The 23,939-nt window shown below is 63.7% G+C and carries 20 protein-coding genes; 4 read left to right on the top strand and 16 right to left on the bottom strand.

Annotated elements, in window-relative coordinates; translation table 11 throughout:
* Nucleotides 1-33: 33 nt before the first annotated feature.
* Nucleotides 34-546: an antibiotic biosynthesis monooxygenase gene (locus ACOADB_RS00170; protein WP_378595897.1), complete on the bottom strand. Its 513-nt coding sequence runs from the start codon at nucleotides 544-546 to the stop codon at nucleotides 34-36.
* A 473-nt stretch (nucleotides 547-1,019) separates the two neighbouring features.
* Between ACOADB_RS00170 and ACOADB_RS00165 the strand changes: the two genes are divergently transcribed.
* Entirely contained in the window at nucleotides 1,020-1,979 is a 960-nt protein-coding gene (locus ACOADB_RS00165) for a helix-turn-helix domain-containing protein (protein WP_378595896.1), read from the top strand.
* 106 nt (nucleotides 1,980-2,085) lie between these two features.
* On the opposite strand, the gene ACOADB_RS00160 is transcribed toward ACOADB_RS00165, so the two are convergent.
* From ACOADB_RS00160 to ACOADB_RS00090, 15 genes are all read right to left on the bottom strand, one after another.
* Nucleotides 2,086-4,407, bottom strand: a complete 2,322-nt coding sequence (locus tag ACOADB_RS00160) for an MMPL family transporter (protein ID WP_378595895.1) — start codon at nucleotides 4,405-4,407, stop codon at nucleotides 2,086-2,088.
* Between the two features lie 114 nt (nucleotides 4,408-4,521).
* Nucleotides 4,522-5,343, bottom strand: a complete 822-nt coding sequence (locus tag ACOADB_RS00155; RefSeq protein ID WP_378595894.1) for an ABC transporter ATP-binding protein — start codon at nucleotides 5,341-5,343, stop codon at nucleotides 4,522-4,524.
* Nucleotides 5,344-5,645: 302 nt separating this feature from the next.
* The gene (locus ACOADB_RS00150; RefSeq protein WP_378595893.1) at nucleotides 5,646-6,920 is read right to left on the bottom strand and encodes an MlaD family protein; all 1,275 of its coding nucleotides are present in this window, start codon (nucleotides 6,918-6,920) and stop codon (nucleotides 5,646-5,648) included.
* Nucleotides 6,920-8,212, bottom strand: coding sequence for an MlaD family protein (locus ACOADB_RS00145; RefSeq protein ID WP_378595892.1), 1,293 nt, complete (start codon nucleotides 8,210-8,212; stop codon nucleotides 6,920-6,922). Before ACOADB_RS00145 ends, ACOADB_RS00150 begins: the two co-directional genes overlap by 1 nt.
* Before the next feature lie 17 nt (nucleotides 8,213-8,229).
* The gene (locus ACOADB_RS00140) at nucleotides 8,230-9,567 is read right to left on the bottom strand and encodes an MlaD family protein (RefSeq protein ID WP_378595891.1); all 1,338 of its coding nucleotides are present in this window, start codon (nucleotides 9,565-9,567) and stop codon (nucleotides 8,230-8,232) included.
* The gene (locus ACOADB_RS00135) at nucleotides 9,564-10,829 is read right to left on the bottom strand and encodes an MlaD family protein (RefSeq protein WP_378595890.1); all 1,266 of its coding nucleotides are present in this window, start codon (nucleotides 10,827-10,829) and stop codon (nucleotides 9,564-9,566) included. Before ACOADB_RS00135 ends, ACOADB_RS00140 begins: the two co-directional genes overlap by 4 nt.
* Nucleotides 10,830-10,831: 2 nt before the next feature.
* A complete protein-coding gene (locus ACOADB_RS00130) occupies nucleotides 10,832-12,199 on the bottom strand; it encodes an MlaD family protein (RefSeq protein WP_378595889.1) in 1,368 nt (455 codons plus the stop codon).
* On the bottom strand, nucleotides 12,196-13,428 hold the full coding sequence (locus ACOADB_RS00125) for an MlaD family protein (RefSeq protein ID WP_378595888.1): 1,233 nt from the start codon (nucleotides 13,426-13,428) through the stop codon (nucleotides 12,196-12,198). Before ACOADB_RS00125 ends, ACOADB_RS00130 begins: the two co-directional genes overlap by 4 nt.
* Before the next feature lies 1 nt (nucleotide 13,429).
* Nucleotides 13,430-14,248 carry an ABC transporter ATP-binding protein gene (locus ACOADB_RS00120; protein ID WP_378595887.1) on the bottom strand — a complete coding sequence of 273 codons (819 nt, stop codon included), beginning with the start codon at nucleotides 14,246-14,248 and terminating at the stop codon, nucleotides 13,430-13,432.
* Between the two features lie 19 nt (nucleotides 14,249-14,267).
* Nucleotides 14,268-15,080, bottom strand: coding sequence for an MlaE family ABC transporter permease (locus ACOADB_RS00115; protein WP_378595886.1), 813 nt, complete (start codon nucleotides 15,078-15,080; stop codon nucleotides 14,268-14,270).
* A gap of 17 nt (nucleotides 15,081-15,097) precedes the next feature.
* Nucleotides 15,098-15,928 (bottom strand): ABC transporter permease, encoded by an 831-nt coding sequence (locus ACOADB_RS00110; protein ID WP_378595885.1) that lies wholly within the window; start codon nucleotides 15,926-15,928, stop codon nucleotides 15,098-15,100.
* A 429-nt stretch (nucleotides 15,929-16,357) separates the two neighbouring features.
* Nucleotides 16,358-16,603: a hypothetical protein gene (locus ACOADB_RS00105; protein ID WP_378595884.1), complete on the bottom strand. Its 246-nt coding sequence runs from the start codon at nucleotides 16,601-16,603 to the stop codon at nucleotides 16,358-16,360.
* Between the two features lie 10 nt (nucleotides 16,604-16,613).
* Nucleotides 16,614-17,726, bottom strand: a complete 1,113-nt coding sequence (locus tag ACOADB_RS00100) for a peptidyl-prolyl cis-trans isomerase (RefSeq protein WP_378595883.1) — start codon at nucleotides 17,724-17,726, stop codon at nucleotides 16,614-16,616.
* Between the two features lie 237 nt (nucleotides 17,727-17,963).
* Nucleotides 17,964-19,682 (bottom strand): AMP-binding protein, encoded by a 1,719-nt coding sequence (locus ACOADB_RS00095; protein WP_378595882.1) that lies wholly within the window; start codon nucleotides 19,680-19,682, stop codon nucleotides 17,964-17,966.
* Nucleotides 19,683-19,816: 134 nt separating this feature from the next.
* Nucleotides 19,817-20,662 (bottom strand): cupin domain-containing protein, encoded by an 846-nt coding sequence (locus ACOADB_RS00090; RefSeq protein WP_378595881.1) that lies wholly within the window; start codon nucleotides 20,660-20,662, stop codon nucleotides 19,817-19,819.
* Between the two features lie 1,390 nt (nucleotides 20,663-22,052).
* Between ACOADB_RS00090 and ACOADB_RS00085 the strand changes: the two genes are divergently transcribed.
* The 3 genes from ACOADB_RS00085 to ACOADB_RS00075 all read left to right on the top strand — a co-directional run bounded on the left by ACOADB_RS00085 (nucleotide 22,053) and on the right by ACOADB_RS00075 (nucleotide 23,922).
* Complete coding sequence (locus ACOADB_RS00085) at nucleotides 22,053-22,301, top strand: hypothetical protein (protein ID WP_378595880.1); 249 nt, start codon at nucleotides 22,053-22,055, stop codon at nucleotides 22,299-22,301.
* A gap of 103 nt (nucleotides 22,302-22,404) precedes the next feature.
* A complete protein-coding gene (locus ACOADB_RS00080; RefSeq protein WP_378595879.1) occupies nucleotides 22,405-23,319 on the top strand; it encodes a DUF480 domain-containing protein in 915 nt (304 codons plus the stop codon).
* Between the two features lie 420 nt (nucleotides 23,320-23,739).
* Nucleotides 23,740-23,922, top strand: coding sequence for a hypothetical protein (locus ACOADB_RS00075; protein WP_378595878.1), 183 nt, complete (start codon nucleotides 23,740-23,742; stop codon nucleotides 23,920-23,922).
* Nucleotides 23,923-23,939 lie beyond the last annotated feature (17 nt).

Here is a 23,939-nt window from a genome sequence, read left to right as displayed (position 1 = left end):
TACAAGCTGGTCAGTCATTGGTCGTACTCCTCGTCAGTCCAGGGAGAGGGCGGGGTCGGCGTCCTCGGTGTTGGCGGAATCGGTGGCCTCGGCGTCCTTGAAGACTGCGAAGCTGGAGGGCTGTTCGTGCAGCACAGGGAAGTTGAAGCCGCACTTGGGGCACGGTTCTGCGAGGACGGCCTGCTCGTGTTCAAGTTCGTAGGGCTTGTCCTGAAGCTCGCCGCAGCAGGGACAGATCCGAAGGAGCCTGGTGCCCACCAGCTCGAAGTTCGTGATGATGTCTTCCATGATTGCGCCGTTGGCAGCCCACGCCTTGGCGTGCTTGTGATATGTGTCCAGGTGCCAGCCATAGAGGGCCTTCTTGCTGGTCCAGAAGCTGCACTCGTTGAACCAGCCGTCGTCGTCGGGGTGCTCCCACCACGTCAGGTGAAGAAAACCCGGAACCTTCATCAGGTGATTCCGCGTGTCGGCGAAGATCACCTTGAACTTCTCGTACGCGTCGGGGCTTGAGAACCGGACGCGCTGCATGCTCAGGTAGACAGACATGGGACTTTCCTCCTTCGGGACGGCTGCCGAGGCAGTCATTGAGGGGCGTAGGACTCCCCGGGGCAGTCGGTGCCGAAGCGCCGGGTTCGAGTCAGAGAGTGTGTGGAACCGTGCGCACGGCATGTTCGGTAGTCGCGGATGCGCAGTGGGCTTCTCCGACCGTGCACATGACGCTAGGGGCCTCGAGGCGCGGCTAGTTTCCTGAGCGCGACAGGAAGTGTTCAGTCGGTGCCATGCGATCGGAGGAGCACCGAGGGCCGGCCCCGAACTCGTCCGCCGTCGCCGGATGACCGGTAAAGCCCGAGCCGGCCTCATCGCCTGCGCGCGATTCAGTTACCGACTGATCACGCCCTGATGACGTCATGTTTTCCAATTGTTCGCTGGCCGCCAGAGCCTTTGCTCCTGGCGCCATGTACCACATCCGTTGTTTCAGATTGTGGCTCGGCTCACAGTTTCGGGTTTAGCATCGTCGGATGGGGAACACGGATCTGCTACTACGAGAAGAGGCGTCCAGCCTGAGTGGGTGGACCGACCTGATCCATGAACGATTCGTCCAATTGCGGATCGCGCCCAAGGGTTCCAGTGACCTCCGAGGTTCCATCGCCACGCGCCGTCTCGGGCACCTGCAGGCATCAGTGGTGACCTCGGCACCGCAGACCTTCACCCGAACGCCGTCGCTCGCATCAGGGTCGACGGCCGACGTCTTCGCACTCGGCCTGGTCGAGCGAGGAACCGGATACCTTCTGCAGGACGGCCGCGAGTGTTCAGTGGCCAACGGCGCCTTTGCTCTCTACGACACATCGAGGCCGTTCACCTGGGCTTTCACGGATGACTTCGTGATGCGCGTATACACGTGGCCCATCGCCAGTCTGTGGCTCCGTAGCGCAGAGTCCCAGCGAGTGACGGCTATCAGCGTGCCGTGCGTGGGTGGCCTCGGGCGGCTCATCGCCCCCATGTTCAACCAAGTCGCCGACGACACCACTGAAATCTCCCCGGCCGGCTCCGTGCGTGTAGCCGGAGAGTTGGCCGAGCTGGCAATGACGGCGGCGCTGGAGGCCCAGTCCGTTGATCAGTCCACGGGCACCGACCTCGAGGTGCTGCACAGCATTCAAGCGTTCGTGGAGGAGCGCCTGTCCGATCCGTCGCTCAATGCTGACCAGATAGCTCAAGCGTTCTTCATGTCGACACGGTCGCTCCACCGTCTGTTTGCGCGGCACGGACTGACCGTCAACGCCTGGATGAAGAGCCGCCGCCTTGAAGGGTGCCGGCGCACTCTCGGGTCGAGCGTGCAGAACGACCTCCCGATCAGAGATGTCGCTGTGAGATTCGGATTCACCAACGCCTCCTTCTTCAGCCGTGAGTTCACGCTTCAGTTCGGCGAAAGCCCACGTCAGTACCGCGCCCGTCGACACCTTGGCTTGCGACCTGAATGAAGGCTGGCTGGCCGCCCACAGAGGCGGTCACGTTCGACGACCGCCTTGGCCGGCCGAGGGTCCAAGCACGGGCTCGACGCATCGGCCAGCCTTGATCAGACGAGCGTCAACTCGGGCTCGCAGATTCGCACGGTTCAGCCGCCAAGGATGACGAGCACAGTCGTACGACGACAATGGCGGCCACATAGGAGAGGATCATCGCCGCCGCCAGAGTGATACCGAACTCACGGAGCAACGCGATCCGAGAAGGTACCAGGGCGAGATAGCCAACGGCGGATGTGACGCATGCCCATGTCACCGTCTTGGCGAGTTTGGGCGCCGCAATTCTGCGCGACTCGGCGAGCAGCACAGTGAACTCGCATGCTGTGACAGTCGCGAGTGAGCCGAGCGTGATGGTCATCGGATTGAGCGGCCGGTCGAGGATGGCGAGGCCTGCCAACGTCCAGCCTGTGGCGAGAAGAGCTGCGCCGACGGCCAGAGCCGCGTCTCGGCGATGGCGAAGGCCGATCGCCAGGACCAGGCCTGCAACAAGGACGCCGGCAATGTTTCCGATCCAACGATCGTCAGCGACGGCTTCGTAGGTGTGGCTGGCCGCAACGGGCAGTCCGACGAGTTCCGCACTGGTGCCGCGAGGCGGTGGCGGCAGGGATGCCTCCACGTCTTCGAGCAAGTCGCTCTGCTCACCCAGGTCCTGGAGCTTCAATCCGAAGGACAGCACCGCCTCCTGGCTGTCGGGCGTCAGGACTGCACTGGAAAGATAGGGCGGGAGCAACCCGATTCCTGCCACAATCTGTTCGCCTGTCGGCTTGTCGCCGAGGAATGCCAAGAGGTCCGGCGCGGTCAAGATGGGACGAAGTTGGTCCCCGAAGCGGGACACAACCACGTCTTGGGCACCAACGAGCCAGTCGAGGCCGGCCGTCGTCTGGACGTTGACCCCTCGCAATACGACGCTGACTTCGCCGGAGGACCCAAGGACCTGCTCGGCGTGATGGGCGCTCTCCAGTTCGGGCAGACCCTGAGCCATCACCTGCGGGTCGGCGACCACATCGAGCCTGGGCAGCGAAGCCCATCCGGTGGCAGCGACGACCGCAAGGCAGGTCAGCGATGTCCACCTCGTTGCGCCCTTCAGGGGCCGAACGGCAGTTGTGGAGGGCCGTGGTTCCGAGATCGCGGACGGCGTCACCCGCAAGGCCCACGCAAAGGCAAGCGTGACCCCGACAGTCAGCATCACGCCCAGCCCGAGCGCTATCCCCAGTTCGTGGACGAACGGCAGCGGCGCCAGCGTCAGTGAGGAGAACGCCGCCGCGCTCGCCAGCGAGACGGCGAGCACGTCACGACGACTCGCAGCTGTCGTGAGGTAGAGCGAGAACGAGCTGCCGATGCCGAGCAGCAGGGGCAACAACGCGATCGCCGCGAATGACAGCGACTCACCTGTCCACCCGAACAGGGCGAGGGTGAGGAAGCTGCCGACGAGTGCAGCGGCCAGTGGCCAGAGTCGGTCGAGTCGACGTGCTCGGCTCGGCACTGCCAGAAACCTCGCCAGCAGAATCAGTGTCGCCAAGCCGCCAAGGAGTGGGATCTCACTGGCTGCCTGTTGCGTGAGTGCCGACGTGATGGCCGGGATACCTGTGATCGTCACTCGGCTGGTCTCGAGATTCGCACCATGTACAGCCTTGTCGACTGCTGCGACGAGCTTCTCGTTCCCCGCTTCGTCGAGTCCTTGGCGGGGACGAATCAAGACCGAGACGTTGTGTGCGTCAGGCACCACGAATTGCCAGCGCGGCCGAGGCCTTCCATCTGCATCGAAGATGACCGTCTCTGCGAACTTGGGGTTCTTCATGGTTGGCAGGCCCGCCGGTAGACCCTGCGCGATCAGGGCGCCGTACCGACGATCGAATCTTTCGCTGGCGGCATCGGCAGCCCGCTTCGCCTGGCTTCGCGATGCGCCCTTCGCGCGTGCAGCGGACTCCGCATCGTTTCGGATGGCATCTCGCGTAGCGCCGATCCTGACGAGCAGGTTCTGGGACACAGTGGCGATCTGGTTGAGGATGGTCCCTGGCCCGTAGACCGCCGCGACATCTGGGAGGCGCGCCAGCTCGCCTTCGAGGCGGATCAGTCCGAGCAGTTGACCATCGCCTGCCAACAGGTGCCCGGGCTCACCCGACTCAAGGATGACCACGATGGGGTCGCCACCGAAGGACCGGGCATGATCGGTGAGACGAGCGGCGGCTGGGTCGTCCAATGCCAGGGTTGAGTTGACCGTGGTCTCCACGTGAAGGCGTGTGAGCCCACCGGCAACAAAGGCGCTGATCCCGATGAGGATCAGGACGAATGCACCACGACGAAGAAGCGTCTTGCGAGCTCTACCCGCGAGGGCCACCTGCACGTCATTCGGTCCGCGCGACGAGGGCTTGTTGTCTGCTGTCATGTCGCACGTCCGTTTCTCAATCGTTGGCAACCAGCCGGCGTGGTCGTGGGAACTGTTCGTGCAGGGCCGCGGCAGTTGCGGTCTAGCCGCGGGCGAGCTGGGTTCGAGCCCAGATCAGTCCATGCCGAGTGGTCCAGCTGACTTCCCAGCCAGGAACTGGCGGAGAAGGGGGTCCTCACTGGCGAATGCCTCTTCCGCCTCGCCATAGTGCACGACTTTCCCTTTCCAGATCAGACCCACGTAGTCGCTGACCTTGCGCGCAGTCCGGATGTCATGGGTCACCAACAGATAGGTCCCCTTGTGCTCGGCGTGCATGTCGAGGATGAGGTCGTTGAGCAGCGAGGTTCGCACGGGGTCGAGGCCCGAATCAGGCTCGTCGAAGAACACGATCTCGGGATCCAGGACCAGAGCACGCGCAAAGCCAGCCCTCTTGCGCATCCCACCGGAGATCTGATTCGGCAGCTTCTTGTGCGCCCGGTCCAAGCCCACTTCAGAGAGCCGCTGGGTCACGATCTCGCGGATCTCATCCTCTGACTTGTCGGTGTGCTTGCGCAGCGGGAATGCCGTGTTGTCGAAGATGTTCATCGAGCCGAACAAGGCACCGTCCTGGAAGAGGACGCCCATCCGTTTGCGGATCTCGTAGCGTTCCTTTTGGGAGATCTTCCACAGGTCCTGTCCGAAGACGACCACTTCGCCGGCGTCGGGCTGCAGGAGACCGACGAGGTGCTTGATCAAGACCGATTTGCCCGTGCCCGATGGTCCGAGGATGGTGGTGATCGCGTCATCCTTGAACTCGAGGTTCAGACCTTGAAGCACCTTGAAGTCGCCGAAGGCCTTGTGAACGTTGCGGCACTCCATGCTGTGGATCCCACCCGAGCGGGTGTTGGCCTCCAGCTCGGCGATCTCGGCGAGATGCTGCGGCGCCTGAAGGGTCATCTTGATACTCCTCGTCAACCGCGGAACGTCGCGGTAGATGTAACGAATCGAGTGTCCGTCTTCGTCAGCAATTGACCGGACCTTTCGAGGCTAGGGACGACTGGACATTCCTTGTTCTCTGGTGCTGCCACGTTGTTGTCGCCGTGCGACAGCACGGACGCCCACAGCCAATGGCGCGGATGTGCAGTGTTTCTGGTTGCCGAATTCCTTGCTTGAGTGAAACTGCAGCGCCCCGCGGCCGGCCCGCCCATGCCGACGGGCCGGCCGCCCCCACCACTCGCAATCGACGGCAGTGAAGACGCCTAGCGAGGCTGGCGTTCCAACCTTGGGAACTCTCCCTTGAAGGGTCCGGGCAGGCCGCCGCTGCCTGCAGCCGGAATGGGGTTGTAGTAGGTGAGCCCAAGAGAGGCGGGCGCGGTGACGGCCTTGTCGTTCACCGTCAGGAATGTCCTCCAGTAGTGGTTTCCTGCCTCGTCCTTGTAGTTGAGGATGGCGTTGAAGTTGGCCAAGAAGGCGGCGATGTCAGGGCCGTACGGCTTCAGGTAGCCGAGGATGGGGTTGACGTCCTGGAGGATGTCGCGGGCGGACGGGATGAGCTCGTCGCGCATGTCGTCTGCGAACTGTGGGATGCGGTCCAGTGTCGCGGGAGCTGTGTCGAGCACTGCGTTGAGTTCTGGAAGCAGCCCTCGGAGATCCCGGGAGGCGGCCGGCAGTTGTGCCAGGGCGGAACTGAGCTTGGGTCCGGCGGCGCGAAGGTCTCGCGCGACAGGCTGGAGTGAACCCGACAGCGCAGTCAGCTTGACACTCGCAGTCGTGGCGCTCTCAAGCACACCCGGCAGGCGTCGCATGGTCTCAGCGAGTGCCGTTCGTTGACTGGCAGATGCGGCAGTCAGCCGATCCGCACTATCAACGAGAGCTGCGATCTGGCCCTGTCCCGTATCGAGCGCCTTGAGGATGGTCGACGTGTCGCGCGCCAAGGATTGCAGGTCTGCACTCTGTGCGGCGATCGCATCGAGGGCCGTCACACCGTCGCGTCCCAGGTCTCCCAACCCCGCGAGCAGCTGCGCCGTCTGCGCCCGAGTGGCGGATGTTGCCTGGCCCGAGGACCGCAGAAGTTCCGTCAGAGCTTTGCGGGTGGGCTGGTCGAGGCTGTGCAGGACATCGCTCACCTGGGTGCTTGTGCGGACGGCGTCCGCCGGCAGCGCGGTCCCACTGGAGAGAACCCGTCCGGTTCCGTCCTTCAGTTCCAGGTATGTCTCCTCGACCAACGATCGGTTGCCGATTCGAACGGTGGCGCCTTCGTGAAGCGGCGCATACTCGGGGAGAAGAGATATGACGGCCTTGGCACCTTCCGGCGTCACCTCCGTCGTCTCGACGTAACCCACCGTGACTCCGGCGATGCGCACCCGTCCGCGAGGAACCAGGTTGTCGACGTCGGACGACACGACACTCACCTGGTAAGAGTCAGAGACCTTCACCCCACTCAGTGACAGCAGGCTTGCGATTACTGCGAGGCAACAGGCCCCGAAAGCGGCGAGGACGACCAGTTTCTTGCGGCCGCTAGTCAAGTTCCTCATCAGTTTCCTCCTGGAACAACGTCGCCGACGATTCGACCGTCTTCGACCCGAGGGGGGTCAGCACCGTGCTGGCCCGGCACCGCTCCACCGTCAGGCAACGGCTGGGTGAGATACGCGCGAATGAAGCTGCCCTGACCGTCCTTGACGCCGAACACCGAAGAGGTGTTGAAGACGAATGCACTCAGGTCGTCCAGATACCAGGTGACGGCATTGGTCGTTCGATCGAGGGTTCGAGAGATTGGAATCGCATCGCCGAGGGCGGTATCGAGCTGGGCGACGAGCGGTCGGAGATCACGAACCACTGGTCGTGCCGCGACGACCACGGGCCGTGCCACATCGATGGTCTTGCCCAGCTGGTCGATCGTCCCGGTGAACCGTTCCAGCGCCGCCGGAAGATCACCAGAGGCCTTCGTGAGGTCCTTGAGTGTTGGGTCGAGCTCTTTAGTGAGCCCCTGAGTTGCAGTGAGGGCCTGCCGAAGGCCGCGGCTGAGACCAGGGAGTTCACGCAAGCTCGCGCGAAGGTCGCGGTCGTTCTTTGCCAGTACGCCGAAGGCCTTCTGGGTTGAACTCGCCAACCGCGCGACGCGCTCTTGGTCGCCGCCTGCCGTTTCAGCGATCTCGGAAAGGGACGAAACCAGACGAGCGAGCAACTTGCGGCGTGTCTTCAGCTTCTCAACGACGGGCCGCAGAGTCGTCAGCGTCGCGTCGGTGGCCTCCATGCCTCGCGGCAGGTCACGCGGCGCTCGCGCCAACGCTGCGTCCGATTCTGCGAGCAGCGTCGCGATGGCTTGCTGAGAACGTTCGTCAAGATTGTGCAGGACCTCGTCTGCCTGGATGGGGCGCGCGGTTTGCTCGATGGGAATGGTCCCACCGTCGGACATGGGTTCAGCGGGCGGTCCTCCGGGGGAGATCTCGACGTACATCTCGTTGAGCGCGTTGATCGTTCGCAACACGGCCCTGGCGTTCGTGAAGATCTGATAGTCATCCTCGATGTTCAGCTCCAGGATGGCCGTGCCGTGGTCGCTCACTTCTGACTTGGTAATGGTGCCGACTGGGACGCCGGAGATGGTGACGCTCTGCGAGGTGGCGGCATTCGTCCCAGGAACCGCACTGAACTCAGCGCGAATGACTTGGCGACCCATCGGCGGCACAAAGTTGGCCTGCAGCAGCATGTAGCCCCCCACCGCCGCTGCAGTGATGAAGGCGAGGGCGACCAGGGTCACGTTTCGCCCGAGCCCCGGCTCGGTCCGCAGCCGACTCCAGGTTCGTGCAAGGAATGTCTGTGTACTCATCGGTTGGCCCTTCGCCTTCAGTTGCCAGCACTTGCTTGGGGACCGAGCGGCAGTTGCAAGCCCAACTGTTCGAGCAACTGCTCGGTGCTCGGCACGAGCGCTCCGAAGCTGCCCAGTCCAACCGTCGGACCGACGCGAGCAACGGCGCCGTTCTTGTCATGCCAGCCAAAGTCCTGGGAGCCCCACACACCGAGGTAGCTCAGCTCCTCGTAGAGGAGATTTCCGCTGTTGCCGTTCCCGGCATAGCGCCCTGTTCCCTTGAACGGCGAGTTCACCGCTTTCGTGATGGGGCCGTTGACACGTTCAAGTACCGGCCCATTCAGGTTGTCGAACAGCTTGGTGCCCTTGGACGCTGCCGGCGCCAGCCTTTCCAGAAGGGGCTGGGTGTCGATCAGGAGAGGCTTGAGCACAGCCATGAAGCGCCGGCTCTGAATGAGCACCGGGTCGAGATTTTCGGTGAGTGGCTTCAGTGCCTCGGCGGACGGACCCAGGTCTTCCGCAGTCGTGATCGTCTGATCGAGAGTTGGCTGCAGATCACGGAGTCCGGTTCGCGTGGTTCTCAGCGTTTCGGGCATCGTGGCAACTGCTTCCGCCAGAGGCTCGCTCGCGTCGGCCAATGCACGAGTGCCGTCGTCAACGGCTGCGATCAGGGACTCAACCTGGCCGTCTCTCTTTGTCATCGCCGTTGCCGTGTTCCGCAAGCCGCGCACGGTGTTCGTCAGATCGGATTTCGGGCTCGTGCCGCGCAGACCCTCCAGCACTTGAGCACCAGGTTCGAGTGTTGCCGGCGCGCTCTTCACGAGGCCACGGAGTGCCTGTTCGCCCTTGTCGTCCAGCGCTGCATCGAGTTGGCGAATTGATGACTGGATGCCCAGTTGTGCCCGCTTCGACCCGACGGCGTGGAGTACGTCGCCGACCTCGACTGGGAGCGACGTCCTTTCGACGGGGATTGTGTCGGCATCGAAGGATCCGCCGCCCCCGGGAGCCAGGTCGATGTAGTAGCGGCCACCGAGAACCAGCGTGGCCCGTACGGTGGCCGTCGGCTCGGATCCCAACTTGTCGCGGGTTCCGCCGTCGAGCTGCATGGTCACTCGCGAACGACCGTCTTCGATCGCCTCAATTCCCCTGACGGTGCCGACCTTGATCCCTGCCAGCTTGACGTCGCTGCCGGCACGGAATTCGCGCACCTTCGGCTGAATGCTGAACTCGGCGTAGACGGTGTCCGTCGAGGTGAGAATGCGTCGCAGGTCAGTACCAATGCGTTCCTTGTTGTAAATCATGGCCGTCGTCATGACGACCAGGAAGATCACCATCGCTCCCGCGACGGGCTTCGGCATGCTGGCCAAGCGCTTCACTGCTCACCTCCGATGATCAGCGAACCCTGACGGTCGCGGCTGGCCTCGCCCGGACGGGGGTAAGGGTTGTTTCCGATTGCGCCGGGAGTCAGGGCACTCAGCGCCCGACCGTTCACGTTGAAGGTCGTGCGGCCGTAGTGCTTGCCGCCAACGTTCTCTGACGTCATGTTGCGAAGGCGGGCCCACAGTGACTCGATGTCGAGTGCATAGGGCGCAAGGATCGAGACAGGGGTCGCGATGCTGTCGAATGCTTGTGCGACCCGCGGCGCGAGCGGCCTCGCGTCCTTCAGCGTCTCGGCTAGATCGTCGACGGCGGGTACAGCGACCTTCGACACCGATGGCACCTTCTTCAAGGGCGCCTGGCCGTTGCGCAGGACAGCCCTCAGGTCACCTTCCGACCGTGCTAGCGCCGTGGCGCCAGGGCGGACGTCTTTCAGGAAGACGGCCGCGTCGTCGAGCGATGTGTTCAGTTCACCGAAGGCGGTCTTGGCGTTGTCCAGCGTGTTTGGCAACTCCTTCAGAGAGGCGCCCAGTGGCTTGGCCTGGTCGGTGGAGATGGCGTCGAGCGTGACATCGCCCTGTTGGATGACCTGTGACAGTTGGTCGCGCCGTCCGACAAGTCTGGTCGCCAGCTTGTCGGCACTGGCGAGCAGCGCGGGGAGATCCGCAGAATCAGACGCGATGGCCTCCGAGACCGTTCCGACGTCATCGAGCAACCGTGGCGACGCTCGAAGGAAGGCCTGCAGGTCATCGCTGTGGCCGGCCGCACCCCCACCCAATTCGCGGACCGTACCGGTCGCTGCTGTCATCGTCTTCGAATCAAAGACGTTCAGCAGCTGGTAGACATCTGCGGAATCGGTGTTGTTGTCCGCTGGGATGATCCCGTCGTCCAACGGTCCCGACTTGGCGGCGCCGGGCTCAAGCTCGATGTACTTCTGCGCGAGGGCTGAGAAGTCCTGAACGCTCGCCCGAGCGTCGGAGTACACCTCGGCGTCGCCATCGAGTTCCAGGGTCACAACAGCGACACCGTCGACGTACTCCACCTTTGCCACCCGTCCGATCTGGATGCCGCTCTGCCGCACCTGACTGTTGGTGTGAATCGAGCCGACATCGTGGAAGGCGGCCTTGATCGTCGTCTTGGGGGTCAGCGGGAGACCGCTGTGTGCGGTGAAAGCGATGTAGACGACCAGCGCCATGAGGGCGACACCAACCACGCCCAGACCTGCTGTGCGGTTGAGGGTGCGCTGTTCCTGAGGACCCATGGTCAAAGACCTCCAAGGAGTTGGCTGAGGAGATTGCTCTCCTGGTTCTGGGACAGGCCGGTGGCCCCGTCGAGGCCGAGCAGACCTGTCAGGTTGCTCAAGTCCGGCAGTTTGGGGATCAATGGTGTCTTGGCCTTGGGCGTCGCGCCTCCAGGAGCAGGCCCGGAAGCAGATCCATTGCCGAGACCGGGAACGGCACCTGCAGCAGTCGTGATGAGCGCCTTGGGAGTGACGAGCGCCTCGACCCGGAAGTAGTTGCTCAGCCCGTCGTATCCGCTAGTGATCAGAGCCCAGTTCTTGACGAACTCGAGGAGGTCTCCGAGCGCGGCACCGCTGAGCGCCGTATCGACCAATCGGCGGCCACCGCTTGCCGTCTTACGCACATCTGGGCCTGCATCACGCAGTGCGACCGCGACAGGTGCTGCTCGGTCGATGAGTTCCTGCGCATGGGCGAGCACTGGCCGCAAGGAAGCGAGCGCAGGATCAGCGGCCGACGCGAATCTGCGAAGTTCCACGCTGATATCGCTCAGGTCTGTAGTCACCGGGCGCATCGCCGCCAGAGTGGGTGTCGCGTTATCAGCCACTCGCGCGACTCGGGCGAGTGTCTGCTGCGCCGCAGCCAGGGTGCTGGGAAGGCGGGTCAACGCTTTCCGCACAGCATCGCGATCGGCCGCGATCTGGCCGAGGGTTCGATCAGCTGAGTCCACGAGACCGTCGAGCTTCTTGCCATTGTCAACGGCAACAGCGGACAGCACCGGTTCGACGGTGTCGACCAGATGTGCAAGCAAGTCGTTCTGACTGCTGAGGACTGAGGCCAGCTGGCCGGACTGACGCATCGCCGGCGTGAGTGCCTTCATCGCATCACTGATGTCCCTGCCCCGGCTCGCACTACCTTCACCGAGAGTCGTGAACAGAGCGGCTAGCGCCGTACCCGTCGGGTTGTCGACGTTGTCCAGGACCGACTGGAGATCCACAGTCCGCGAGGTGTTCGCCTTCTCAATGACAGCGCGATCCTCGTCGAGAATCGGCGCGTCGGCCGAGCCCCTGTCGAGCGCGATGTAGCGCTCCCCCAAAAGATCCTGTTCGGTGATCACTGCCTTTGCGTCAGTGTGAAGTGGCAGGATCGAACGTTCCACGCGCATCCGCACTCTCGCTGCGCCATCAACGAGCGTGATCGATTCGATCTTCCCCACCGTCACGCCCGAGGCCTTGACTGAGTTGCCCTCGTAAAGTGGGCTTGCGTCGGAGAAGACGGCTGTCAACTCAACCTGGTCGTTCTCATCCGATCGGCCCGCGGCGACTGTTGCCGCGGCAGCGAGCGCCAGCACCGTGATCATCACCCGCTTTGTTGGGCGTGTCGTTGAGATCATCGGATTCCACCTCCGTTGGCATCGGTCCACGGTTGGCCGACAGATGTTCCGGGCGCCGGGCGTCTGTCGACGGACGCGAACGGCACGGCGCCCGGGAGCTCGCCTGCCGATGCCAGACCAGGCACCGGCAAGACCGTCCAGCCGTGTCCTTGGGCGTCATACGCCGAGAACGTGGCTCCGAATCCGGTCACGAACCCCACAAGTTCGGGGGTATAGGGCCGCAGGAACTCGGCCGCAGGTCCTAGTTGGTCAAGGGTGTTGGCGAGAGCCGGCAGGGTCTGGTGGCCCTGGTCGAGCAGCTCAGGCGTGTACCCCAACAGCTGTTGGGTCGCGCTGAGCGTCGGACCCAGGCGGGCAACGACGGGGCGCAGGTCTCGCAGCGTCGGGTACAGGTTGTCCGCAATGGCTGGTAGCCGTGAAGTCGATGGCTGCAGATCGTCAAGGAGCGGCCCTGCCGCATCGGCCACGGCCGGCACCTTGTCGAGCGTCTGACGTGCTGTAGTCAACGTCGACGGGAGTTCCTTGAGCATGCTCGCCAACTGGTCGTCCTTCGAGCCAAGTTCCCCGGAGAACTCGCTCAGGCTCTCGACGGTGTCACTGATGCGGCCGCTGCGCTTGGCCAGGCCAGACGTCATCTGGTGCAATTCGCTGACGAGTGTCTTGATCGCGGGGCCGTCACGGCCGACAGCCGCGAGGATCTCGCCAAGCGCCTCGACAGCCGGGCCTGCTGCACGCAGCGACGCCCGGATATCGTTCTCGCTTCCCTTCGTCGTTGAAGCCAGTTCTTGCAGCAGCGAGTTCAATTGCTTGCGCGTGGGCTCGTCCAGCGCAGCGAGCACCTGGTCGGCCTCCACTTGGCTCGACTCGGCCTCGTACATGGCACCGCTCGGCAACGAGGGCCTCGAATCAGGTCCGGGATGAAGCGTGACGATGCGTTCGCCGAGCGCCGACTGCCAGTCAATTCGAGACGTCGTGCCTTCGTGCAGCGGGACGTAGTCGTCATCGGTGATGCTGAGTGTGATGACCGCCTTGCCGTCTCGAACGTCGAGGTCAGAGACCGATCCCACGTCCTTGCCATCAATGCGGACCTTTCCGCCATCGACAACCTGCGCCGCCGACGGAACGACAAACCGCAGCTCGTAGGCGTCCCTGTCGAGCGGGATGAGGATGACCGCGGCGGCCGCCACGAGCCCCACACTCAACGCCGCCATTCGCTGTTGTGTCTTCATGTCAATCCATTCCCAAAGGTCCGGCGGACGAGCCGCTCAGGAACTGCTGCACAAAAGGATCAGAGGAGCCGAACGCTTCGTCCGCGGTGCCGAAGAAGATCAGCTCGCCCTTCCAAAGAACGCCGACGTAGTCGCTGAGCCGTCTGGCCGCGCCAATGTCGTGTGTGACGACCACATAGGTGCCCTTGTGAATGCTGTGCGCTTCGAGGATCAAGTCGCAGAGCAGGCTCGTGCGGACCGGGTCAAGGCCCGAGTCGGGCTCGTCGAAGAGAACGACCTCCGGCTCGACCGCGAGCGCACGAGCAAATCCGGCCCGCTTCTTCATCCCTCCAGAAAGCTGGCTGGGCGTGCGGTTGAGGGCGGCTGTCAGGCCGACCTCAGCGGTCCGGGCCAGCACGATGTCCCGGATCTCGTCCTCTGTCTTGTCCGTGTTCTTCCGCAGCGGGTAGGCCACGTTGTCGTAGACGTCCAGGTCTCCGAAGAGCGCGCCGTCCTGGAAAAGCACACCGATGCGCTTGCGCATCTCGGCGCGTTCGTCTTCTCGCAGGCCCCAGATGTCCTGGCCGAACGCTTCGACCGTTCCGGAGTCAGGCTCGAGGAGGCCGACGATGTGACTGAGCAGGACGCTCTTCCCCGTGCCGGACGGGCCCAGGATCGTCGTAATGGCGCCGTCGACGAAGTCAACCGAGAGCCCACGGAGGATCTCGTGACTGCCGAAGGCTTTCCGGACGTTGCGGACGCTGATGGTTGGTTTGCCGTGGCCGGTTCCCAAGACCGGACCCTCGGCGAGAGTCTGCGTCGCAGACGAATTGATGCTCATCTCGTTTGGCCCCTCAGCCCTAGTTCCCGATCGGGAGAATGACGCCGGTGCCGTACACGGCCTGGAAGTACATGCCTGAGAGCATTGCGACCACGACGACGTTGAGAGCCATGGACTTGGCGGCGCTCTCGCCGACCCCGACCGCTCCACCGGAGGCGTTGTAGCCGTAGTACAGGCCGACGATCACGGCGATAACGGCGGCGATCATCGCCCACCCCATGGAGCCCACTGCGATGTCGAAGGGAGAGGCGAAGGACCAGAAGACCCGCCAGAAGCCGCCTTCTGAAACCGCGTGATAGATGTTGACCGATCCGAATCCGATCGTCAGGAAGCAGATCAGCATTCCGGTGATGTACAGCATTGGAAGGGCGATCAGGGCTGCCCAGAGGCGGGTGCCAATGAGGTAGGCCTTCGAGTCGACTCCCAACACCTCTAATGCGTCAATTTCTTCGTTGATGCGCATGGCGCCGATCTCGGCTACGTAGCCCGTGCCTGTCTTGGCGGCGACGATGAATCCGAAGAAGACAGGGCTGGTCGCCTTGAGACTTCCAGCGTTTGCAAAGAGTCCGGTATAGGCCTGTGCTCCGATTTGTGTCAGGACGTAATAGCCGATCTCGGAAAGAAAGACACCGAAGGTGAAGAGCATCGCCCAGATCGGTAGCGCGTTCGAGACGAGCAAGATTGCTGTCTGCCGGATGATTTCGGTCGGATACCGAAGGGCTCGGGGCAGCTCGACGAACGCTCGAACTGTCCATCGACCAATCTCGCCCAGTTCCGCAAGGGACGCGCTGGCGCGCTTTGCGACGCCGTTTCCTGGGGCCGTTGTGCTCATCAGTACGACTTCTTTCTTTAGCGGCCGGTCGAGAGCTCAGGCACCAGAGCCATGATGGTCATGCCGAAGAGGGTGTCGATGATGCAGACCGCCAGGACGCATACGACAACCGCTTGGTTGACGGCGCGCCCAAGACCCTCCGAGCCGGACTGTGAGTTGAGGCCCTTGCTGGCGCAAACCAGTCCGACGAAGAAGCCGATGAGGGACGTCTTGCAGATCAGGGCAATGACCTCGGCGGCCATGACATTGGCCGTCCACGCATCCATGTAGGAGCCGAGTGAAGTGTCGGCCAACCAAGCACCACCCACGGCGCCGACGGCAAGGTTGAGGACCAGGATGAAGACACAGATCGCGACCGTCATGACCGTCGTTGCAATGATCCTGGGAACGACCAGCAGGCGTACTGGGTCCTGACCCATCACCCGCAGCGCGTCCAGCTCGCCTCGAATCTTGCGAGCGCCGATCTCTGCACTGATCGACGTGCCGATGATTCCGGCGATGGTGACGCCGGTCAGGATGGGGATAATTTCCCGAATCGTGAAGTTGTAATAGGGAACACCTACGCGGTTGGCGGCACCGAGAAAGAGAAGGATTCCGGTGGAGAACGTGATCGCGAGCAGCGAGTATCCAAAGTTGACGATCAGCCCTGGCCCGAGAGACTTTCTCAGGAAATAGATCGAATAGTCTCTTGTATCGTCGCGGAATCCGCGAGGGTTGCGAGCGACCGAAACACAGATGTACCGGAGAAGCTCCAACGGCTCACCGATCTCTCGCAGAGCGCGACCGACGGGGCCACTGGCCATGCTCTTGCGAGTTGGCGCCTGCTGATCATCGATCGTTGCTGACATGCGAGTGTCCTCCAGCGATTTCGCGACTTGTTAAATTCGCGCGCTATCTATTTCTCCAGGATTCGACTAGGCGAAGTCTCATGACTTGCGAGCCAGTCCTCGGAGTATCGGTCTGTGAAGATGACGCTAGGTTTCTCGTCGAGCGGGGTGTTGCACATCACGGCCATGTAGTTGTCTCTCAGCGCCACCCCGGTTTCAGGGCCAAGGCCCCAGCAGGAGACGTACTTTCACGCGAGCTGACCAAGAGATCAGGGACGGGCCAGGACCGCCAGCGATGTCGGGAGCACACGCGCGCGAAGCGCCTCGTAACGACCCCCGAAGACCCTCAGGCGGCCAGGCACGACTTCACGGGCCACTTGAACTTCCCCCGTGGACACCGGCAACCGAAGGCAGTGCGATGATCCGTCGGCCAACTGAGCCGAGTTGGCGTTACGCCCGTGCCGCGTCGGTGAGATCCGCATCCGAGGACGTCGGGCGGGATTCGTCAGGGTCGTCCAGCTCTGCGGCCCCGAGGGCGTCGCGTTCGGCCCAGTGCCTGATTCGCTCGTTGAGGACGAGGAGTACCAGGCCCGCCGCCGCGGCCGCGATGGACGGGACAAGAAGATTCGTCTCGGCGTCGGGCCAGGCCACGGCCAGAGAGGCGCCGGCGACAATCATCAGGATGTAAGCGATCATGATCAGTTCCTCACTCCGACGGGGAATCGCCAACGCCGACGGACTGGCTCGGAACCTCGTCCGGGTCGGCTGGCCGATAGTTCGATGCGTAGGTGACGTGCGCTGCCTTCACCTGGTCGACGAGGAAGGCGTTCCACGACTTCAGTTGTGCGTCGTAGGTCAATCTGGACATCAACGCGTCCTTGATGGTTGCGAAGTCCAGTGGCGTCGACGGCTGGATGTCATCGACTCGGCCAACATTCCATCCCTGCGGAGTCTCAACTGGTCCGAAGACACTGCCCTTGCGTGCGGAGAAGGCGGCGGCGGCGTAGGCGTCCTCAAGTTGGTTGGCCTCGACTGTGCCGAGAGACCCGTCCTTGCCGCGCGTGCTTTCGTCGATCGAGTACTTGGTCACCAACGCAGGGAATCGTCGACCCGACCGCGCCAGCAGCGCGACCTGTTCTGCCTGGTCCTTCGTCGACACGACGATGTTCGCGAGGTTGCGATATTCAGGCGTGGCCATCTCCGCGGAATGGTCATCGAAGTACTTCTTCGCTTCCTCGTCCGTGGTGGGCTTGATGTCTTTGGTGACCTGGGCGAAAAGCTGTTCGTTGGCCTGTTGGAATTTGATCTCCCGCAGAATGTCGGCTTCCGACAATCCGTGGGAGCCGAGCTGCTGAATGAATGTTCGGCGGCTCGTACCGGAGTCGGCGATCATCTTCTCCAGTTTGTCACTCGCGGCCTTGTCCGCAATCACGATGCTGCGACTCTGTGCGGCTCGTTCCACGATGAGACTGACTGCAACGGCCTTGGCGAGCGCTCGGTTGAATTCGTCTGCCTTGGCGGCTGCGTCGGGTTTGGTCACGCCGTAGAGAAACTCGACGAGTGCTGCTCGCTGCTCGAGTTGCTGTTCGGTGAATACCTTGCCGTCTAGTCGGAAGACTGCTCCGTCGGGCAACGCGTCGCCCCTTGTCTCGATCAGTCGGGTAGTAGCCGTAGCGCCGATGAGCAGCAGGAGGATCGCCACGCAGACTCGAACCTGACGCGGACCGGGAACCAAGAAGCCAGGTCTGCGGAGCAGCGGAATCAGACTGTTCATTTCGAGGGACTTGACGGTCAACGTGCGCTCATCAATCTTCGTCATGGTCTCGCTCCTGTGACTGCACCTTCGGCGGTTGCTCATTGGCGGACGATGGTTGCGACCTTGGCAGCACCAGTTGTGGGGTACGGCAGTTCCCATCGCCTTGTATTCAAGAAGCGGAGCGAGGCCACCCCGAGGCTGGGTGATGGTGGCCTCGCTCCGTTCCCTCCGACCCTGCGGACTGACCGCCTTCCGGGAGGTTGGGCGGTTCTATCCGTTCCCCCTACGACTAGCTGGAACTCAGACGCGCGCGAAGAAGTCCTCATAGCGGTACTCGCCGGTGCGGCGCTCGGCGGACCCGCTGTCGTCGACCTCGAGTGCCCGGAGTTCGACGCGGCGAATCTTGCCCGAGATCGTTTTGGGCAAGTCGTAGAACTCAAGGCGGCGCACCCTCAGGTACGGCGGCAGCTTGTCTCGCGCGAAGGAAAGGATGGATTCCGCCAGTTCAGCCGAAGGCTCGAAGCCGGGCGCGAGTGCGACATAGGCCTTGGGCACCGCCAGCCGGATCGGATCCGGTGCAGGCACGATGGCAGCCTCGGTGACGGCCGGGTGCTCGATCAGCACTGACTCCAACTCGAAGGGCGAGATCTTGTAGTCCGACGATTTGAATACATCGTCTGTGCGTCCGATATAGGTCAGGTAACCATCCCGGTTGCGCACTGCCACGTCGCCAGTGTGGAAGAATCCGTCACGCATTGCCTCGTCCGTGCGCACCTGATCGTCGCGATAGCCCGTCATCAGGTTGGGGGCACCGACCTTCAGATCAAGACAGATCTCGCCTTCGCCCGGACCGTCAACGACTGCTCCCGTGACGGGGTCGACCAGCACGACCCTGGCGCCAGGAAGCGGACGTCCCATCGATCCGGGCTGGACGTGCTGCCCAGGGGTGTTCCCCACAATCGCGGTCATCTCTGTCTGTCCGAACCCGTCGCGGATGGTGATCCCCCAGGCCCTCTGGACCTGGCTGATCACTTCTGGATTGAGCGGTTCCCCAGCGCTGATCGCTTCGCGCAGGCTGCCACATCCACTACTGAGGTCCGCGTTGAGCAGCATTCGCCAGACCGTCGGCGGAGCACACAGACTCGTCACTGCTTCCGAACGGATCCGCTCGAGCAGTGCGTCGGCTTCGAAGCGGGCGTAGTCGAGGACGAGCACGCAGGCGCCGGCAAGCCAAGGGGCAAAGAAGCTGGACCACGCGTGCTTCGCCCATCCGGGGCTGGAGATGTTGAGGTGCACGTCGCCAGGCTGAAGCCCGAGCCAATACATCGTCGTCAAGTGACCGACGGGGTAGCTGAAATGCGTGTGTTCCACAAGCTTCGGACGACTCGTTGTGCCGCTGGTGAAGTACAACAAGAGCGGTTCGCGCGTCCCGCTACCGGGGTGCGGAACTGGTTCGACACTGTGGTCGCGTTCGGCCTGGTTGGGATAGCGATGCCAGCCGTCTGGCGAGCCGTCGGCGCAGACCCTGATGTAGTCCCCGGGCACGTCGTCGAACTTGCTGACGTCGCCGGCGTTGCACAGCACGGCCCGCGCGGCGCCGCGGTTCAGCCTGTCGACCAGTTCTGCGGTGCCGACGGCGGTGGTGGTCGGCATGAGCACGGCACCGAGCTTCATGACGGCAAGCATCGTTTCCCAGAGTTCCACCTGGTTCCCGAGCATGACAACGACACTGTCGCCGCGCCCGACACCTGCGTCGGCGAGGAAGCGCGCGACTGAATCTGATCGCCGGCGCAGCTCCTCAAAGGAATACGACGACTTGGTGCCGTCGACGTGGACCACGGCCAGCGCGACATCGTCGTTCCCCCGCGCCATCGGGTCGAACCAGTCGTGCGCGAAGTTGAAGGTCGGGCCTACATCCGGCCACGAGAACTGTTCGTTCGCTGCGGTGTAGTCGGTCCGTCGCGAGACAAGTGCATCGCGAGCCGCCTTCAGCGCGGCGTTGCCCACTAGGTCAGTCATCGTCATTCCTCGTCAATCTGAGGGGACGTGGTGTCCCCGGATTCGTGCGCCTGTCCGCACGGACTGTCGGCGGCCTGGACCGCTTGCCCGGCCGACCCACGAAGGGTGAGGTCGCGAGTCGGCCGGGAAGCTGATCAGGCCGGCAAAGCGTCCTTCGTGATGACCCAGAACTTCTTGACGAACGGGCCCTTGGAGGTCCAGGTGATGTGCACGCCGGACGGGATGGCAATAAGGTCGCCAGCGCGGAAGTCCCACTCCTCACCGGTCTCGTCGTTGCGCATGTGCACTTCGCCCTCGAGCAGCAAGATCGTCTCGTCCCCCAGGGTGCCGGTGTACGGCGTCACCAGAGTGCCGTCCTCTTCACCGCCGGGGATGCCCTTGCCCGAACGCCAGATGCCCGACAGGAGGGTGCCGGTCGTGCCCTCGGGGCGGAGAATGATGAGTTCACCCTTGGTGAGGTCGCCCTCAAGCGGCTCGGTGAAGTCGTACGGCGCCCAGTCAGCCGGGTTGTCGTTGACGTTCGCGATGATGAGCTCATTGCTCTTCACACCGGTGGCGTCGGTACCGTCCCAGATCGCCCAGAACTTCTTGAAGTACGGGCCCTTGATCTCCCAGGACTGCTCGAGGCCCTTGGGTTCGTAAATGATGGAGCCGGGGCCGACCTCGTACTGCTGGCCGGTCTCCTTGACGGTGATGACCGCAGAGCCCTCAAGAACAACGGCGCACTCGTCGCCCAGGGGCGAAGACCACACAACAGTGCCCGAGCCGTCGGCGTTCGCGCCGGGCGCACCGGCGTGGTAGCGCCAGAATCCGGCCATGAGGTTGCCGCTGGTGCCTTCCGGGCGGAACACAGCGATCTCGCCCTGGACGTCCGTGCGGCCGAGGGCAGGCTCCTCCCACTCGAATGGCTCCCACACGTGGTCGGACGGATTGGCGGAACCGGCGTACACAGTGCCGGGGCTGGTGGTGGTTGCGGTCATTGGTGTTCCTCCTGCAACTCGTCGGGATTGTGTTGTCCCTCGAAGCCCGACTTGCAGCGGGCGATGGGGTGACGAGAAACACGCTATGGATGACGAGGCGGCGGAAGTGTTCGACAAACGACAGCTGCTATCCGGGGGGCGACAACCGCACCGCTGGCTCGGTGGGAGGGCTGCAACGAGGTTGCTGGTCTCAGACGATGCGCACTTGAGGGACTCGGGGCCGAGCTCAGCTCGTCGGGCTCGGGAACTCCTCCATCGCGGTACCCGGCCGTCGGCCGAGAACCCTCAACCGCGTCCTGGCGCTGGCGCAGCTCGACTCACCCGACCTTCCCGAAAATGGTCTTGGGCATTTCGCAGAACTTGAGGCGACGCACCCGCAAGTACGGCGCCAGGTGATCGCGGGCGTGGCTGAGGATCGACTCCGCGGTCTCCGCGGTCGGACGAGTACAAGCCTCCACCGCAGCTCCAACTTCCAAAATTGGCTCGCTCAAAGATGATGAGCCCGAATCTCCCGACCTCGTCGAAACCTCGCCCACCCGCGCCGCTCAGGTAGCCGCATGCCCAGCCGAGATCCGTACAACGAAGTGCAATACACCTCTTGCATTGTCGGCACGACTTGTTTCGATTGTGCGAAACGGCAATGGCGTCCCCCTGCTACCTGGAGTCGCGATGACGGACGGTGATCAGCAGCCAGGCGACGCCCACGCCTGCCCCAATTGCGGCGAAGACGTCACCTACCGCGGCGTCGGCCGACGTCCCGTCTGGTGCTCGACCCGGTGCCGCAATGACGCCGCCCTGCGGCGCCTCGGTGCGCGCAAGGGGGCCGTTGAAGTCCGGCTGATCGAGGTCCCCCGCTACCGACCGCGCGGCATGTCGGCAGCTTCCGATGCCCCACCTCCTACCTCAAGCCAGCAACCCCGAAGCGCTGAGGAAGTCGACCGAAGGGCGTGGCCGCCCTCCCCTGACCAGGCGCTCCGGGTGATCCGAAACGATCCCGAGGCAGTCGGAGTTCTCTTGTCACACCTCGAGCGCCGTCGCGCCGACGGCACTCTGTCCAATCCGGAATGGCTACCGGTGCGCAATGCTCTTCGCCTCATCACGCGCGGGCTGCCGCCCGACGTCGAGCGCCCTACAGCCTCACACCCGACCACTCCCCCGACCGACGCCGGGCGCCCGTAGGAGGCGGCGAATCGACGCATCTCTGCCGGCGCACATCGATCCGCGCGGTCCCGGTAGGCAAGATCTGCGTGTGAACCTCTCACCACTCGGCGTGCGCGCAACCGCCGGCACCCTTCGCGCCGTAGAAGGTGTCGTGCTACTCCACAGGTGGACCGAACAAGGTGTCGTGGCCAGCCCAGCCTCTAACGGCGCTCAGTTGCTACATCTATCCGTGGCCCTCTGCGTTCTCAACGACACGTACCGTGAGGCAGAGAGGCTCAGGATCGATATCGCCGGCATAGCGGTCGACGCCGATGGCGGCTTCGACGACGACTGGCGCTCGACCGGTATTGCCTACTCGGTGACCCTGGACTCGCCAGCGACGGCCGCGGAGCTGGCTCGACTCGGTGCTCTGGTCGACCAGGTCGCTGAAATTCCACGCGCTATTCGTGCCGGCGGGGCAGTCGAGAGGCGCGCGTGACCGTCGACGTTCAGTCGACGCTGGACACCGAGAAGCAACTCTAGAGCGGCAAAAGGACGCTGTACGATCCGCAATTGTGCCCAGTCAGACCTAAGGTCGTGACGTGAGCGAACTCCCCGTCCTCGATGCAACTGACCAGCGCATCCTCGGCAGCCTGCTGGAGAAGCAGACGACGGTGCCCGCCACCTATCCCCTCTCCGCGAACGCACTGGTGTCGGCGTGCAACCAGTCGAGCAGCCGCGACCCCGTCACCAACCTCGACCAGCAGATCGTCGAACGGACCGCGAAGTCTCTCAAGGAGCGCGGGCTGCTGCGGATCGTGTGGTCCGACACCGGGCGCCGGACACTGAAGTACCACCAGATCCTCGACGAGCATCTCGCCCTCGAGCCCGACGAGCGGGCGCTGCTCACGGTACTGCTGCTCCGCGGCGCGCAGGCGCCGGGTGAGCTGCGCACCCGCACCGAGCGGTTGCACGGGTTCGCCACCCGGGGCCAGGTCGAGGAGTGCCTGCGCCGGATGGCGAGCCGCCCGCAACCGCTGGTGTGCGAACTCGAGCGCCGGTCGGGCCAGCAGGATCCGCGCTGGATTCACCTCCTGGGCGCCGCGCCGGAGCAGATCTCAGGCGAAACCGGCCCAGCTGGCAGTGCCGACCCGTCTCGCATCCGCGTCACGCAGATCATCGCCGACCTCCATGTACCCGACCTTCCCGCTTCCAGAAGTTTCTACAGCGACTACCTCGGGTTGGCCGAGGAGGAGTTCAACCTGGGCTGGGTGGCCCGCCACACGTCGCCGGTATCCAGGGCGACGCTCCAGGTGATGACCAGCGATGCCACCGCGCCCGTGGACCCGGTGGTCTCCGTCATGGTCGACGACGTCGAAGCCGCCTACCGCCAAGCACAGGAGCGTGGGTACGAGATCGTGCATCCCCTGACAACCGAGACGTGGGGCGTGACTCGCTTCTTCGTCCGCGCTCCCGATGGCAACGTGCTAAACGTCGTTCAGCAGCACACCAACTGAGGGTCCTGGTTATCCGGGCGCTGTGACGCGCCCAAAGCTAGGCGCCGAGTCGCGGCGGATGTCGCGCTCAGGGTCGAATGGGTTTGGTCGGACGGTGGGTCGGCAGAAGCGGCGGCGTCGGGACTGACGGCCGACTGTCCCCCCGGCTGGTCCTGGCTTTTCTTGTTGTGTCGCATGGCGTCGGGTCTTCCTAGGACGATGGTGGTCGCGGTTCGTTAGTCACCAAAGGTCGACGACCAGGCGCGGGTGATCACGTCGAGGGGTTCGAATCTCGTTCTCCGCAAGGACCGCAAACGATCACCACCGATGGGCCACGACCAGTCGCCGATCTCGACCGACGTCGGAGGGCGCGGTTATCGCGGTCGGTCTCGGAGAGGAAGACCATGACGTCCATCGCGCAGCAGCAGTTCGGAACAACCGATGGCTGAAGGCATCAGTCGCCGGGGCGACTCGTGGCGGGCCCGCTACCGCAACCCGGAAACGGGTCGCCAGCACGAGCGCAGCTTCGACAAGCAGGTTGATGCGGTGCGGTGGCGTCGCCAGCAGCTCGATGCCCTGGACCGGGGACGTTGCGACGACGGGACCGCCGGACGGCGTACTTGATGCCGACCGCAACCCAG

The sequence above is a fragment of the Nocardioides sp. CPCC 206348 genome, from assembly GCF_048654705.1.
Classification (GTDB): domain Bacteria; phylum Actinomycetota; class Actinomycetes; order Propionibacteriales; family Nocardioidaceae; genus Nocardioides.
This window is presented reverse-complemented; position numbering and strand designations above follow the sequence as displayed.

Coding starts and splice junctions, on each gene's coding strand:
- ACOADB_RS00170 (WP_378595897.1), bottom strand. CDS start 546: ATGTCTGTCTACCTGAGCATGCAGCGCGTCCGGTTCTCAAGCCCCGAC.
- ACOADB_RS00165 (WP_378595896.1), top strand. CDS start 1,020: ATGGGGAACACGGATCTGCTACTACGAGAAGAGGCGTCCAGCCTGAGT.
- ACOADB_RS00160 (WP_378595895.1), bottom strand. CDS start 4,407: ATGACAGCAGACAACAAGCCCTCGTCGCGCGGACCGAATGACGTGCAG.
- ACOADB_RS00155 (WP_378595894.1), bottom strand. CDS start 5,343: ATGACCCTTCAGGCGCCGCAGCATCTCGCCGAGATCGCCGAGCTGGAG.
- ACOADB_RS00150 (WP_378595893.1), bottom strand. CDS start 6,920: ATGAGGAACTTGACTAGCGGCCGCAAGAAACTGGTCGTCCTCGCCGCT.
- ACOADB_RS00145 (WP_378595892.1), bottom strand. CDS start 8,212: ATGAGTACACAGACATTCCTTGCACGAACCTGGAGTCGGCTGCGGACC.
- ACOADB_RS00135 (WP_378595890.1), bottom strand. CDS start 10,829: ATGGGTCCTCAGGAACAGCGCACCCTCAACCGCACAGCAGGTCTGGGC.
- ACOADB_RS00130 (WP_378595889.1), bottom strand. CDS start 12,199: ATGATCTCAACGACACGCCCAACAAAGCGGGTGATGATCACGGTGCTG.
- ACOADB_RS00125 (WP_378595888.1), bottom strand. CDS start 13,428: ATGAAGACACAACAGCGAATGGCGGCGTTGAGTGTGGGGCTCGTGGCG.
- ACOADB_RS00120 (WP_378595887.1), bottom strand. CDS start 14,248: ATGAGCATCAATTCGTCTGCGACGCAGACTCTCGCCGAGGGTCCGGTC.
- ACOADB_RS00115 (WP_378595886.1), bottom strand. CDS start 15,080: ATGAGCACAACGGCCCCAGGAAACGGCGTCGCAAAGCGCGCCAGCGCG.
- ACOADB_RS00110 (WP_378595885.1), bottom strand. CDS start 15,928: ATGTCAGCAACGATCGATGATCAGCAGGCGCCAACTCGCAAGAGCATG.
- ACOADB_RS00105 (WP_378595884.1), bottom strand. CDS start 16,603: ATGATCGCTTACATCCTGATGATTGTCGCCGGCGCCTCTCTGGCCGTG.
- ACOADB_RS00100 (WP_378595883.1), bottom strand. CDS start 17,726: ATGACGAAGATTGATGAGCGCACGTTGACCGTCAAGTCCCTCGAAATG.
- ACOADB_RS00095 (WP_378595882.1), bottom strand. CDS start 19,682: ATGACTGACCTAGTGGGCAACGCCGCGCTGAAGGCGGCTCGCGATGCA.
- ACOADB_RS00090 (WP_378595881.1), bottom strand. CDS start 20,662: ATGACCGCAACCACCACCAGCCCCGGCACTGTGTACGCCGGTTCCGCC.
- ACOADB_RS00075 (WP_378595878.1), top strand. CDS start 23,740: ATGGCTGAAGGCATCAGTCGCCGGGGCGACTCGTGGCGGGCCCGCTAC.